This window comes from Corynebacterium sp. LaCa78 (genome assembly GCF_046717505.1).
GTDB lineage: Bacteria > Actinomycetota > Actinomycetes > Mycobacteriales > Mycobacteriaceae > Corynebacterium.
On record NZ_CP177112.1, the window covers coordinates 1,911,221 to 1,924,748 of the forward strand.

11 protein-coding genes are annotated in these 13,528 nt (G+C 60.2%); 3 read left to right on the forward strand and 8 right to left on the reverse strand.

The window, feature by feature from the left end; translation table 11 throughout:
• Positions 1 to 24 precede the first annotated feature (24 nt).
• Positions 25 to 330, reverse strand: a complete 306-nt coding sequence (gene rplU / locus ACLI1O_RS09175) for a 50S ribosomal protein L21 (RefSeq protein WP_023023542.1) — start codon at positions 328 to 330, stop codon at positions 25 to 27.
• A gap of 224 nt (positions 331 to 554) precedes the next feature.
• A complete protein-coding gene (locus ACLI1O_RS09180; protein ID WP_239268699.1) occupies positions 555 to 4,382 on the reverse strand; it encodes a translation initiation factor IF-2 N-terminal domain-containing protein in 3,828 nt (1,275 codons plus the stop codon).
• Positions 4,383 to 4,603: 221 nt separating this feature from the next.
• On the opposite strand from ACLI1O_RS09180, the gene ACLI1O_RS09185 reads away from it, so the two are divergent.
• The gene (locus ACLI1O_RS09185; RefSeq protein WP_239268701.1) at positions 4,604 to 5,371 is read left to right on the forward strand and encodes a hypothetical protein; all 768 of its coding nucleotides are present in this window, start codon (positions 4,604 to 4,606) and stop codon (positions 5,369 to 5,371) included.
• On the opposite strand, the gene arsB is transcribed toward ACLI1O_RS09185, so the two are convergent.
• Positions 5,368 to 6,432, reverse strand: a complete 1,065-nt coding sequence (gene arsB / locus ACLI1O_RS09190) for an ACR3 family arsenite efflux transporter (protein ID WP_239268703.1) — start codon at positions 6,430 to 6,432, stop codon at positions 5,368 to 5,370. The genes ACLI1O_RS09185 and arsB overlap by 4 nt on opposite strands.
• 109 nt (positions 6,433 to 6,541) lie before the next feature.
• On the opposite strand from arsB, the gene ACLI1O_RS09195 reads away from it, so the two are divergent.
• Entirely contained in the window at positions 6,542 to 6,892 is a 351-nt protein-coding gene (locus tag ACLI1O_RS09195) for an ArsR/SmtB family transcription factor (RefSeq protein ID WP_239268705.1), read from the forward strand.
• Between the two features lie 147 nt (positions 6,893 to 7,039).
• On the opposite strand, the gene ndk is transcribed toward ACLI1O_RS09195, so the two are convergent.
• From ndk to ACLI1O_RS09220, 5 genes are all read right to left on the reverse strand, one after another.
• A complete protein-coding gene (gene ndk / locus ACLI1O_RS09200) occupies positions 7,040 to 7,450 on the reverse strand; it encodes a nucleoside-diphosphate kinase (protein WP_005277934.1) in 411 nt (136 codons plus the stop codon).
• An 86-nt stretch (positions 7,451 to 7,536) separates the two neighbouring features.
• The gene (locus ACLI1O_RS09205; protein WP_239268707.1) at positions 7,537 to 7,848 is read right to left on the reverse strand and encodes a hypothetical protein; all 312 of its coding nucleotides are present in this window, start codon (positions 7,846 to 7,848) and stop codon (positions 7,537 to 7,539) included.
• Positions 7,849 to 7,853: 5 nt separating this feature from the next.
• Positions 7,854 to 8,339, reverse strand: a complete 486-nt coding sequence (locus ACLI1O_RS09210) for a DUF4233 domain-containing protein (RefSeq protein ID WP_239268709.1) — start codon at positions 8,337 to 8,339, stop codon at positions 7,854 to 7,856.
• Entirely contained in the window at positions 8,336 to 9,907 is a 1,572-nt protein-coding gene (gene folC / locus ACLI1O_RS09215) for a bifunctional tetrahydrofolate synthase/dihydrofolate synthase (protein WP_370658452.1), read from the reverse strand. Before folC ends, ACLI1O_RS09210 begins: the two co-directional genes overlap by 4 nt.
• Positions 9,907 to 12,639 carry a valine--tRNA ligase gene (locus ACLI1O_RS09220; protein ID WP_239268711.1) on the reverse strand — a complete coding sequence of 911 codons (2,733 nt, stop codon included), beginning with the start codon at positions 12,637 to 12,639 and terminating at the stop codon, positions 9,907 to 9,909. Before ACLI1O_RS09220 ends, folC begins: the two co-directional genes overlap by 1 nt.
• Positions 12,640 to 12,696: 57 nt before the next feature.
• Here ACLI1O_RS09220 and panB point away from each other — a divergent pair, with 57 nt between their 5' ends.
• A complete protein-coding gene (panB, locus tag ACLI1O_RS09225; RefSeq protein ID WP_239268713.1) occupies positions 12,697 to 13,518 on the forward strand; it encodes a 3-methyl-2-oxobutanoate hydroxymethyltransferase in 822 nt (273 codons plus the stop codon).
• Positions 13,519 to 13,528 lie beyond the last annotated feature (10 nt).

Consider the following 13,528-nt stretch of genomic DNA (forward strand, 5'->3'; position numbering starts at 1 on the left):
GATGATTTGCAGCCCGGTTAAGGCTTACTTGATACCGGTGATCTTCAAGGTGGTCTGAGGCTGGCGGTGACCCAAACGCCTCTTGTAACCAGTCTTGTTCTTGTACTTCAAGATATCAATCTTTGGACCTTTACCCTGTTCAACGATTTCCGCAGCAACGGAAACCTTCTCCAAGTCGGAAGCCTTGGACTTCACAGCGGCGCCATCGACGAGCAGAACCGGGGTGAGAGCCACGGCAGAGCCTGGCTCACCCTCGATCTTCTCGACCTTGACGAGGTCACCTTCAGCAACCTTGTACTGCTTGCCGCCGGTCTTGACGATCGCGTACATAGAGGGTTACCCCTTATCTAAACTCGCTCGGACACGGCATCCAGGCCGTTATCCGAATGGACACTTACATATTGCGTTCAGACCCCGCGCGAACATGTCCGCAATCACCGGGCGGCAATTGTGGGCTGATCCAGCGCCGAGAGTTCTAAACAGCGACTGTCAAAGACTACCCCGCCGCGGGTACAAAATACAAACCACGCACTTCGCACCCGCGTGGCGATGCCCTAGGAAGTAGCTCGCCGTGCTACGCGGCGCCGCCGCCGGCCCGCGTCCTTAGCACCAGTCTGCGGGGTCTCCGGCGCGTTAGTGGACGCCTTTTCCCCAGTACGTTCCTGCCGCGCGGCCGCTGCCGGCGCCCCGGTCTTTTTCACCGCGCGCTTCTTCCCGCGGCGAATGACCTTGGTTTCAGTCTGCGGAGCACTAGCCTTCTGGGAATCCTTCTCCCCTTGAACAGGTGTAGCCGTTGGGCCACCCGCATTGTGCGAGGTGGCCTTATCCCTCGGGTTCGTACGCACCACCCGGCGCTTGCCGCGACGGCCTCCCTGTACCGAGGATTTATTCTTCCCGCCACTGATATTCTCGTGACGCTGCTCCGCAGTTCGCGAGGTGTCCCCGCGCTTGTCGTCCTGCTTTACATCCTGCGCGTTTGCCCGGTGCGAGGCCCGCACATTTGCCCGGCGGGAATTTGGCTGGGTGCGAACACTGCGACGCCGACCACGCCCGCGTGACTTGCTGCGAGGCTTTTGCTGCTCGGCGTCCTGCTGTGCCGCACCGTCACCGCGTGACTTCTCGGCGGAACCCGTGGATTCCTCTTTTTGTGGCTGGGCAAAAGCCTCTGGGCGCGGGCGATTATCGGAACGCGAATTTCCGCGCGTGCGCCGCTTCCGGCGCGGAGAAGCCTCAAACTCGGCTACTGCCTCCTCGTAGGTCTTCTCCGGGGCATCGGTAGCTACCGCCTTCTTCTCTTCAGCCGCCTGCTGGCGCTGTTTCTGCTGCTCCTGCACGCGGCGGGAAGCTGGCGAGGTCCGCGTTGCCCGGCGCGGCTTCTTGCCCCGCTGGGTGCGCTTCTTCTCCTTCGCCGGTGATTCTTGGCCATCGGGCACATAGGAATTAAATTCCTGTACCTCATCGCTTTCGGCGGCGTTTTCTGCCGCAGCATAGGCGATGGCCTCGATTTCAGAGACCTCGGACTTCTTCTGCACTCGGCGGCGCTTCTTCTGCTTGTCTTCGCTGCGGCCACGGCTGCGCTCGTCACGGTGTCCGCGGGCGTTGTCGGCTCGCTTCTGTGGGGCCTTCTGTGTGGAGTCGGCGGTCTCATCGTCTACGACGACATTGGCCACGAGCTCCTCCAGCGACGGTGACTGCTCGTCCTCGCTGCTGTAGAGGGGAGCGTTGGTCTTTTGGTACTTCTGCGGCTGGTTAGCGGCCTTATGCCCCTTGTGGTGCTTCTGGCCCTTCTTCTCCGCGCGCTCGTCTTCATCGTCATGCTCGTGCATGGCCACGGCAGCCGGGTGCTGCTGGGGATCGTGGTCTGGCTTCTTGTGCGACTTGGAGGAACCGTGCGAATGCTGGCCGGAGTGGTTGTCTTCAGCTTCATCGACCGGGTACTCGTGGATGATGATGCCGCGGCCATGGCAGTGCTCACACTCGGTAGAAAAGGTCTCTACCAAGCCAGTGCCCAAGCGCTTGCGCGTCATTTGCACCAAGCCCAGGGAGGTAACCTCGGATACCTGGTGGCGCGTGCGGTCGCGACCCAGGGCCTCCTTCAGGCGGCGCAAAACCAGGTCCTGGTTTTCCGGCAAGACCATGTCAATAAAGTCCACCACGATCATGCCGCCCAGATCGCGCAGGCGCATCTGGCGCACGATTTCTTCGGCCGCCTCCAGGTTATTGCGGGTCACGGTCTCTTCCAGGTTGCCGCCGGAGCCGGTGAACTTGCCGGTGTTGACATCGATGACGGTCATGGCCTCGGTACGATCGATGACCAAGGTGCCGCCAGATGGCAGCCATACCTTGCGCGAGAGCGCCTTATGCAGCTGCTCATCAATGCGGTAGGCGGCAAAGGCATCCTGGCCGCCGTGGTCCTTGGGCTTATAGCGCACCACGCGGTCTGCAAGGTCCGGGGCCATGGATTCCACGTAGGCATTGACCGTATTAAAGGAACGCTTCCCGTCCACGATCAGGCGATGGAAGTCTTCGTTGAAGAGATCCCGGACGACCTTGATGAGCATATTCGGCTCTTCATAGAGCGTGACCGGCTTAGCACCCTTGGAGGATTTTTCCTTCTTAGCTTGGGTGGAAATATCTTCCCACCGGTTATGCAGGCGCTGCACATCTGCTGCAATGGCCTCCTCGGGAACGTTTTCGGCAGCGGTACGGATGATGGCGCCGCCATCGCCTGGCACCACGCGGCCCAAGATGTCCTTTAAGCGCTTGCGCTCCGGTGCCGGCAGCTTGCGCGAAATTCCAGCACTGCGGCCGCCTGGTACGTAGACGAGGTAGCGCCCGGCCAAGGAAATCCGGGTGGTCAGGCGCGCACCCTTGTGGCCAATCGGGTCCTTTGCCACCTGCACCAAGATTTGGTCGCCGGATTTCAGGGTATTTTCAACCTTGCGGGAACGCCCGTGCAATTTGGTCTTGCGCCAGTCAATCTCGCCGGCATAAAGCACACCGTTGCGGCCCTGGCCGATGTCCACGAATGCCGCCTCCATGGACGGCAAGACGTTTTGCACGCGGCCTAAGTAAATATTGCCAATGAGGGAGGCTTGGGCCTCGGTGGTAACGAAGTGCTCGACCAAGAGGTCATCTTCAAGCACGCCCACCTGCGTGACGATGCCCGCGCCGTCCTCGCGCTGCTTATCGCGCACCACCATGGTGCGTTCCACGGCCTCGCGCCGCGCCAAAAATTCCGCCTGGGACACGATGTGCTGGCGCTCGCGGCCCTTCTCGCGCAATTCTGCGCGGCGGCGCTTCTGTGCCTCGATGCGGGTGGAGCCACGGATGGCCTTGGGCTCATCGATAAGCTCCGGCTCCTTATCCGCCACATCCTTCTTGGCGTTCTCGTGCACGCCGCGCCCACGGGAGGTACCACGGCGGCCGCGGCGACGCTTGTCAGAACCCCCGCGCGACGCCTTATTGTCTACCTCGGCCTCGTCCGGCTCTGCGTCGTCGCCAGGTTCCGCCGCATCAGCGGCTTCAGCGATCGCCGCCATGTCCGCGGCCTCATCCTCACCAAGCTCGGCGGCGTCCTGCTGCTGCGGCGGCATAAACAGCGGCGCGAAGTCATACGCAGCGGAATCGTCGTCCGTCTCCGCGCGCGGGACTATGCGCGGGGCATAGTAATCATCGTCGAAGTCCTCGCCGGCCTCTGCCAGCACCTCATGCAGCTTGGCCGGATCCACGGTCCCAGTCGCTTCGCCAGCTCCGGCAGCGGCAGCGTCGGTGGCATTAGCATCGGCATCATCTTCAGCGCGCGCGGGCGCGTTCGACGGCTCAGGATCCGGCAGTGCGCTCTTTACCAGCGAAGCATCGACCTTTTCCTCAATCTGGGAGATTTCATTGTCCACGTTCTTGCGCACGCGGTAGCGCAGGTTCTTTTCTTCTTCCGCATCGGCGGCGGTGTTTTCAGTGGGAGCGCCATCTTCTTCCCCATCATCAGCTTGTACTGGCCCTTTCTTTGCCGCAGGCGCAGACTTCTTCGTGGCTTTGCGGGTGCGCCGAGCGCGCTTGGTGGTCTTGGCCTTGCCCTCGGGCTTTGCTTCCGCTGGGCTCTCGTCCACGGTTGCAGGCTGCTCCGCATCCGCGCCCCCTGCATGGCGGGCTAGAGCAGCGAAGAGGTCGCCTGCTTCTGCGCGGGTAATGGAGCTCTGCGCGGTCTTGTTCAGGCCCATGTCCTTGAGCTGGGCCACCAGCTGGCGCGAGGATAGGCCGAGCTTTTGGGCCAAGGCATACACGCGGGTTTTATCTTTGAGCTCGCTCGGGTCTATCCGCTGGGCCAAAGCCGCGGCTGCCTGGAGGTTTTCAGTTGTTTCTTGAGAGTTCTGTGCCGCCATTAGTTGGGCTTACTCCTGTACTTCGATTGTATGGTGCGCCGGCTATTCGGGCGCAGGCACAGCCCAAAAAGGACCGCGCCGCTGCCGCACGAATAGCAACGAAAACGCACTGCGTTAAAGCTTATGGGTTATGAAATTATGCGCGCGCTGCGCGTGAGTTCCATTGTGTCACAGAATCTTGGCGGGGCGAGCAGGCTGTGGGCGATGATACGTTTGAACTTATGGCAGAACTGGCACCACGTCCCGCCCGAACATTATCGCAGTACCGGCAGCGTAATGAGATTACGCCGAAAGAGGCGTGCTTATTCGGCGTTCCGGCCGGTTTTGCCCTCGGGTTTGCCCAAACGGAGGCCAGCTACATGCTGATGGGCGCCGGCGTTTTTGCGGTCTTCGCGGTCATTGGATTGGTGCACCTCATCCGCCATTATCCCCGCTCTATTGGGGCTAGCCAGGATGTCTACCTCGAGGGCGATTACCCCGCCATTGCTTATTGGGCGCCAGTGATACCACTTGCTCTACCGCTGGCCATGGCCCCGCTGTCCGCGGCTGGCTGGTTGCCAAACATCTCGCTGGCCCCGCCCGTGGAAGGCATCTTAACCGGAGCGGTGTCGGCGTTCGCACTCCCGCTGGGCTTGTGGGCCATGCTTTCCCAGTCCTTTCGCATTGGCCGCCGCCGCATGCAGCGCATCGTGGCTGAAGATCCCTTAGAAGGGGTCACAGATCATGCCATGCAGCTTGCCGATGCCCACCTAAATATCCTCACCGCCCTCGTCACCGCCGGGGCCGTCCAGGGCAATACGACCACCACCAAGGCCTTGTCCCGCCTGATGCAGGTGGAACTAGATACCCTGCCGGATGCTCTTCAGGAACTAAAAAAGCATGGGCTCGTGAAGGTAGAAGATATTGGACTGCGCTCCAAAGTAGAAAGCTGGCGCATCACCCTCACCCCTACTGGAGTGCGGTGCCTGTATCAACTTGGCAGACGCTAATTCGGCAGACTCGGGTCTCCTGGAAATAACTTAGGACCAATCCAGAGCATTACGTATACCAAACCAACCAAAACCGGAATTTCAACAAGAGGCCCAATGGTACCGGCTAACGCTTGAGCAGAGGTGGCACCAAAGGTACCGATGGACACCGCGATGGCTAACTCAAAATTATTTCCCGCTGCGGTAAAGGCCACTGAGGCAGACTGTGCATAATTCATTCCGGCAACTTTAGCTACGCCCAAAGCCAGAAAGAACATCCCGACAAAGTACAACATCAGAGGCACCGCTACCCTAACCACTGCTACCGGCTGCTCCACTAGCTGTTCTCCTTGCAGGGAGAACAGTAAGACGATTGTATACAGCAAACCGATCATTGCCAAAGGAGACACCGCAGGAAGGTAACGGTTTTCGAACCACTCACGCCCTTTAGTTTTCTCTGCCCATACTCGGGAGATAACCCCGAGCAAAAGCGGGATGCCTAAGAATACGAGCACTGAAGTAACAATGGACCAGAAAGAGAATTCGACAGAGGTGGTATCAAGACCCAGCCATCCCGGCAGTATCTGCAGGTAGAACCAACCCAGGACACCGAACATCGCAACTTGGAAGACGGAGTTGATTGCTACTAATACTGCCGTGGCTTCTCGGTCGCCGCAGGATAGGTCTGACCACACCAAGACCATGGCGATGCAGCGGGCAAGGCCGACAATGATAAGACCCGTGCGCAGCTCGGGTTGATCCGCCAAGAATAGCCAGGCCAGTGCGAACATGAATGCTGGCCCCACAAGCCAATTCAAAACGATTGACACGGTCATCAGCCGTCTGTCAGTGGCAATCTCCCGGGTCTTTTCATAGCGCACTTTAGCAAGCGGTGGATACATCATCACCAACAGCCCTAAAGCAATTGGAAGGGAAATACCCCCAACTTCTAAAGCTGAGAGCGCTTTTCCAATTCCTGGAAGAAAATGACCTATAAGCAGGCCAAGGACCATAGCGATGATGATCCACACGGGAAGAAAGCGATCGAGAAAAGCCAATCGCGGCTGCTGTGAGGTAGCCATACCTGTCTCCTTCATTGACCCAAGTCGCACCGTACCGTGCTGCACTGTACCCATTCATATCGATACCTGTCAATATGAATGGGTGGGAAAACGCCCATATACTGAATGCATGGTTTCTTCGCACGGCATGACCAAAAATCCCTACATCAACGAATGCTGTTCGCTTAGCAACGGCCCCCTAGATCAAGACAATGCCGTGCACTTTGCCCAGCAGTTCAAGGTACTTGCAGATCCCGCGCGCCTTCGCCTTTTGTCCATTTTGTGCGATGAAGGCTGCGGCCCGATGAGCGTCTCAGAACTGACCGCATTATCCGGTCTGAGTCAGCCGACGGTGTCTCACCATCTTGCAAAAATGCGGGATGCTGACCTCTTAGCCAAACGACAGACTGGCCGCACCGTCACCCATGAAGTGCAAAAACAAGCTTTCACTGCACTGCGCGAACTACTCTCTTTCGACTAAACAGCCACTAACAATGAAATCTTGGCCTTATATGTTTGCAACACTGTGAGCCAATCAAAGTATTTCGCCCCGCAATAAACCCCCTCTTAAAGGAAAAGGCCCGAGCTTAACGCTCGGGTCTCCTTGAAATCTAGGTAGATTCAGTGCTTAGAGGTTGGGGAACCAAATTCCAATCTCGCGCTCAGCGGACTCTGGGGAGTCGGAGCCGTGCACGATGTTCTCGCCCACGCTGAGTGCGAAGTCACCGCGGATGGAACCGGGTGCGGCCTTGGAGACTGGGTCGGTGCCGCCGGCCAGCTGGCGCCATGCCTCGATGGCGCGCTCGCCTTCAACAACGCCGGCAATCAGCGGTGCGGAGGTGATGAAGTCCACGAGCTCGCCAAAGAATGGCTTGTCCTTGTGCTCTTCGTAGTGCTTTTCTGCGGTCTCGCGGTCAGCCACGCGCAGGTCCAACTCAGCCAGCTTGAGGCCCTTGCGCTCGATGCGGGCGATGATCTCGCCCACGTGGCCGTTCTTTACGCCGTCCGGCTTAATGAGGATCAATGTACGTTCAGTCATGCCCCATACTGTACCGAATACCCACAACTCGTCCACGACCGAGGGCCATAAGCGGGGGCAGCGTAGTGGGCGGCATTTAATAAGCATTAAGTAAGCTGCTGGACTATCTCCGTCGCGCGCTCGTGGGAGGTACCCCGAAACCACAGGCGCACTTGGTTAACCGCCGTGCCAAACTGGCCGTTGCCCAGCAAACGCTTAATCTCTGCTCGCTGCTCTTTATCCAAATCATCAAGGGTGGCTTCTTCTGCCCGCTGAAAATTAGCGCGCAGGGCAAGGGCCAAAAATACGGCGGCAATGATGAGTGCTACCAGCGGCAGCCACGGCGCGCCCGTGGCCGCGCGGGCAGCGACCGCGGCAATGCAGGCTAGGGCCGCGAGGACGAGATAGACGGTGCGCATGGCCACTACTTCTGGTTGAGGTGCTGGGTAGTTAAGTAACCGCGCTTCATGCGGGCGATTAAGTTACTGCGCAAATACGCCGCAAGGAGCCACTCCATGCCAAAGATGATGAAGATCGCGGCGATGGACCAGTGCGCCATAAAACCCAGGATAAGGCCCAATAGCTGCGCCCACACGATGACGGTCAGCGCCCACTTCTTATTCATAAACGCGATCATGCCCAAGTGGAATATCAGGGCACCTATGACTACGCCGTAGTTAAACGGCGTCCACAGCGTACCGTCATACAGCTTGTACAACAGCGGCAGCGCCAAAACGAGCGTGATCGACTCCATGATGAGCGAGCTGGCGATGACCATGCCATTAAAGCTCTTGAGCGGATCCTTAACGGGATCCTGCCCTAGGCCCAATGGGCCGATTTCATTGTCCGCTATGTCGTCGCCGCGGCGCGGCTGACGAGGCAGGCGGGACCTAGGATTGGGGCTGGTCATGCGGGCTCCTTTCCAAACATAGCGCGGGCTTCGCCGGCGGTAACCACCGAACCGGTAATGACAATACCGGAGCCGGATTGCACCTCAGATTCCTCCGCCAGCTCCACGGCTTGCGCGTAGGCACCGGGCAGATCATCGGCCACATAGACGCGCTCTTCGCCATAAATATCGCGGGCCGTTTCCGCCAATTCATAGGCATCGATCGCGCGCGGCGAGGAGTTCTGGGAGATTACCACCTCGCTCAAGTACGGCTCCAGCGCGGCGAGGATGCCTTGGGCATCCTTATCGCCAAAGATGGAGAGCACGCCGATGAGCCGCGCAAAATCGAAATCGCGGTCGAGCGCCGCGCCAAGCGCCTTGGCGCCGTGGGGATTGTGGGCGGCATCGATAAACGTCGTGGGCGAGGTGCGCACTCGCTCGAGGCGGCCGGGCGAAATCGTCTTGGCAAAACCGTTGCGCACGGAGGCAATATCCAGAGGATGCCCGGAAGAGGCACCGAAGAAGGCTTCGACCGCTGCAAGGGCAACGGCCGCATTCTTGGCCTGGTGCTCGCCGTGCAACGGCAAGAAAATATCCTCGTACATGCCGCCGAGGCCCTGGATATTAACCTGCTGGCCACCGACCGCAATGCGGGATTCTAAGGCCGCGAATTCCGCTCCGGAGCGGGCCACGCCGGCATCCATATCCACCGCGCGCTGCAGGATGACCTGCATGGCCTCAGGGTCTTGCTCGGCAATAATGGCGATGTTTTCATTCGGGGTCAGCGGGTCTTCGGCATCGGCGCGGCGCTTGATGATACCCGCCTTCTCCCCCGCAATCTCCCGAATATCGCTGCCCAGGTAATCCGTGTGGTCTAGGCCCACCGGGGTAATCACGGAAACGTCCGCATTGACCACGTTCGTGGCATCCCACGTCCCACCGAGGCCGACCTCGACGACGGCGACGTCAACGGGGGCATCGGCAAACGCTGCATAGGATAGGCCCACCAAGACCTCGAACTTGGACATGGGGACCTCAGAGCGCGCATCCACCATCTCCACGTACGGCTTGATTTCGTGCCACAGGCGCACGTAGTCGCGCGGGTGGATGGGCCGGCCATCGATGCCGATGCGCTCGGTGACCCGCTGCAGGTGCGGGCTGGTGACCAGGCCCACGCGGCGGTGGAAGGAACGCAGCAGCGAATCGACCATGCGCGCGGTAGAAGACTTACCATTGGTGCCCGCAATGTGGATGACATCAAAGGACTGTTCGGGGTGACCGAGCAAATCCATGAGCATCTCGATGCGCTCCAGGGTGGGCTCGATCTTAGTCTCCGGCCAGCGCTGGTTGAGCTCGTCTTCCACCTCACCGAGCGCCTGCAGCTCCTCCGGGGATACCTCTTGGGGCGCGGCGTCGTTATATTCTTCGTCTTCGCCCATGCCGAGGTTCAGGGTCAGGCCCGATTCCGTGATCTCCACCGGGGTGCCATCGGTGCCTTCCTTGAGGGCATCGACGATTTCAAAATCGTCCTCTCCCCCGGCGACCTCGCCGTTCCCGTTGGCGTCGTGATTGAAGCGCTGATCTGTCACTACTTAAGGCCCTCCAAACGGCTGGTAATGCGCTCGACTTCCTCGCGTGCGATGTCTTGGCGCGCCCGAATCTTATTGACCACCTCTTCCGGCGCCTTGGCCAGGAAGTTCTCATTGCCCAGCTTCTTGCCGGTCTGTTCCAGTTCCTTATTGGCCTTGGCCAGATCCTTTTCCAGGCGCTTGCGCTCGGCTTCAACGTCGACCGCGCCGTGGGTATCCAGCGTTACCTCCACGGTGGCCTGGGACAGGCGCACCTCAATGGAGGCCGAGGGGTTAAAGTCCTCGCCCGGCGCGGTGGTATTGGCCAGGTTGCGGACCAATTCCTCTTGGCCCTGCAGGTCTGCCGCGGCGAAGTCGAGGCGGCCCGGCACCTTTTGCGAAGGCTTAACGCCCTGATCGGAGCGGAAGCGGCGCAGCTCGGTAATGAGCTTATCGGCATCATCGATGCGGCGGGCGGCCACCGCGTCCTTGGTGGCGCCGCCGTTGGTATCGGCCACTGTGGGCCACGGGGCGATGACGATGGATTCCCCGCCGGTCAATGCCTTCCACAGCACCTCGGTCACATACGGCATGGTGGGGTGCAATAGGCGCAGCACCACGTCGATGACGCGGCCCAAGACGATCTGGGTATTGCGGCCTTCTACCGTTTCGCCATCGCTCGGGATCTGCGTCTTGGCAATCTCCAGGTACCAGTCACAGAGCTCATCCCAGGTGAAGTGGTAGAGCAGCTCGTTGGCCTTGGCAAATTGATAATCGTCCAAGTAGGCATCGACCTGGGTGCGCACCTCTTCGGCGCGGTCAAGGATCCAGCGGTCGGCATCCGAAAGCTCCGTGCGGCTAGGCAAAGGTGCCACGCCGGCGCCGTTCATCAGCGCAAACTTGGTGGCATTAAAGAGCTTGGTAGCGAAATTGCGCGATGCCGCGGCGGCATCAGAGCCCAGCGGCAAATCCACGCCCGGGTTGGCGCCGCGGGCAAGGGTAAAGCGCAGCGCATCGGCGCCGTAATCGCGCACCCAGTCCATCGGGTCAATGCCATTGCCCAGGGACTTGGACATCTTGCGGCCCTGCTCATCGCGCACAAGGCCGTGCAGGTAAAGGTCTTTGAAAGGAATCTGCGGGCGGCCATCGGTGCCCTTACCCAAAAGCTCTGGGGTCTTGGTGCCGGCGAAGGTGCCGAACATTATCATGCGCGCGACCCAGAAGAACAAGATGTCATAGGCTGTGACCAGCACGTTGGTGGGATAGAACTTCTCCAGATCCGGGGTCTTATCGGGCCAGCCCAGGGTGGAAAATGGCCACAGCGCCGAAGAGAACCAGGTATCGAGGACGTCCGGATCCTGCTCGTATCCTGCCGGCGGCTCCTCATCGGGGCCGACGCACACGATGTCACGCTCGATCTCACCGGACTCGTTCGTGCGCTCCGGGCCGTACCAAATGGGGATGCGGTGGCCCCACCACAGCTGGCGGGAGATGCACCAATCGTGCATGTCATCGACCCACTCAAAATAGCGCGGCTCCAGCGACTGCGGGTGCAAGACGGTATCGCCCTCGCGCACGGCATCGCCAGAGGCCTTCGCCATCTGCGCGACATCGACGAACCACTGCAGTGACAGGCGCGGCTCGATGGGCTCGCCGGAGCGCTCCGAGTGGCCCACGGAGTGGACATTGGGGCGGATTTCTTTGACGATGCGCCCCTGCTCCCGCAGCGCCTCCCGAATTTCCACGCGCGCTTCTTCGCGCGTCATGCCATCAAAACGGGTGCCGGTATGCGCGATGTGGCCGGTGGTATCCATCACCGTCGGCATATCCAAGTTATGGCGGGTGCCCATGGCGTAGTCATTGGGATCGTGGGCCGGGGTGATCTTTACCGCACCGGTACCAAACTCCATGTCCACGTAATCATCAGCGATGATCTTCAGCTTCAAGTCATCGCGGAAGGGGTGTTCCAATTCCTGGCCCACGAGGTGGGCGTAGCGCTCATCGTCGGGGTGGACGGCAATGGCGACATCGCCAAGCATGGTTTCCACACGCGTGGTGGCAACAATGAGGTGCGGCTCATCGTCATTGAGCGAGCCATAGCGGATGGAGACCAGCTCGCCCTCGACGTCCTTGTAGACGACCTCGATATCGGAAACGGCGGTCTCCAGCACCGGCGACCAATTGACCAGGCGGTTGGCCCGGTAAATCATGCCCTCATCGTAGAGGTTCTTAAAGATGGTCTGTACCGCACGCGACAGGCCCTCATCCAGGGTAAAGCGCTCGCGGGTCCAGTCCACGGAGTCACCGATGGCGCGCATCTGGTTCTGGATGGTGCCACCGAATTCTTCCTTCCATTCCCAGACCTTGTCGATGAACTCCTCGCGCTCATAATCCCAGCGCTTTTTGCCCTCGGTCTCCTTGAGCTTGGCCTCAACCTTGGTCTGGGTGGCAATGCCCGCGTGATCCGCACCGGGCAGCCACAAAGTGGAATAGCCCTGCATGCGCTTGCGGCGAATGATGGAGTCAATCAGCGTGTGATCTAAAGCGTGGCCCATGTGCAGCTGGCCGGTCACATTCGGCGGTGGCAGCACGATGGAAAAGCCCTCCGCCTCCGAATTCGCATCCGGGGTGAAGTAGCCGCGGTCGACCCAACCTTCATAGAGGTCTTTTTCTACCGCCTGCGGCTCCCAGGACTTGGGAAGCTGGTCCGCGCGATTGGTGCCAACGAGTTGCTCTTTATTCTGATCAGTCACCTGGCCAACTCTACCCTGTGCGTCAACTGGCACCAGCGCCCTGTCTAAAGTAAGGGCATGTCTCACAACCCTGGCCACCGTGCCCGTCTCCGCACCCGTTACTTCGCCCAAGCCAAAGATAACTCTCAGGCCTTCGCGTGCCTGACGAGTTATGACTGCATGACCGCCGAGATCTTCGATGAAGCCGGGGTGGATCTCCTGCTCGTGGGCGATTCCCTGGCCAATGTAGTCCTGGGCCGCGAAACCACGCTCTCGCTCACACTGGATGAAATGATCCCCCTTGCCCGCGCGGTGGTTGCATCGACCTCCCGCGCCTTCGTGGTGGTGGATCTGCCCTTTGGTTCCTACGAAGCCGGCCCCGCCCAGGCGCTCGAGACCGCTGTGCGCGTCATGAAGGAAACCGGTGCGCAGGCCGTGAAGCTAGAGGGTGGTGCGGAGCGCGCACCGATTGTTGCCGCGCTTGCCGCCGCCGGCATCCCAGTCTGCGCCCACATTGGCTTTACACCCCAGCAGGTCCACGCCTTAGGCGGCTTCGTAGTCCAAGGCCGCGGTGCCGGCGCGGAGAAGCTTCACGACGACGCCCGCGCCCTCGCCGAGGCCGGCGCCTTCGCCGTGGTGCTGGAGATGGTCCCAGCAGCCCTTGCTGAGCAGGTGACCAAGGAGCTGCCCATCCCCACCATCGGCATCGGCGCCGGCGCGCAGACCGACGGCCAGATTCTGGTGTGGACCGATGCCTTCGGCCTAGGCGGGCCCAAGGCGCCGCGTTTTGTGCGCCGCTACGCGGATCTGCGCGGCGCGCTGCTGGAGGGCGCGAAGGATTACGTGTCCGATGTGAACGAACGCTCCTTCCCCAACGCCGAGGAGTCCTTCGAGGACTAAGGTTTTGGCC